We start from the raw sequence: 260 nt of genomic DNA, 5'->3' as shown, positions 1-260 counted from the left end.
CATATACCTATTTAACTTATCAAGGCAATGAAGCCAAAATAAGTTATTCGTTTGATTCTGATTTAACCAATGTCTATACATTGCAAAATAACAGACCAATAAAGGAAGTGTTATATATTCAGGATTATGTACAAGGGACCAAAACTTATACATATGAGAATGATAAGATCAAAATATATTTGAAACCAACAAATAGCCTTTCTGATTATTTTGTGACGTACTATTTTAATCCGGTAACTAAAAATCTTATTAAGAGTGAG

1 protein-coding gene is annotated in these 260 nt (G+C 28.5%); it reads left to right on the top strand.

What is annotated here, in order from left to right; translation table 11 throughout:
• Nucleotides 1-260 (top strand): hypothetical protein (locus SB764_RS41815; RefSeq protein WP_410867008.1); only part of this gene is annotated, 260 nt, incomplete at both ends.

The organism is Paraburkholderia sp. SIMBA_027 (assembly GCF_046535315.1).
GTDB lineage: Bacteria > Pseudomonadota > Gammaproteobacteria > Burkholderiales > Burkholderiaceae > Paraburkholderia > Paraburkholderia tropica.
This window is presented reverse-complemented; position numbering and strand designations above follow the sequence as displayed.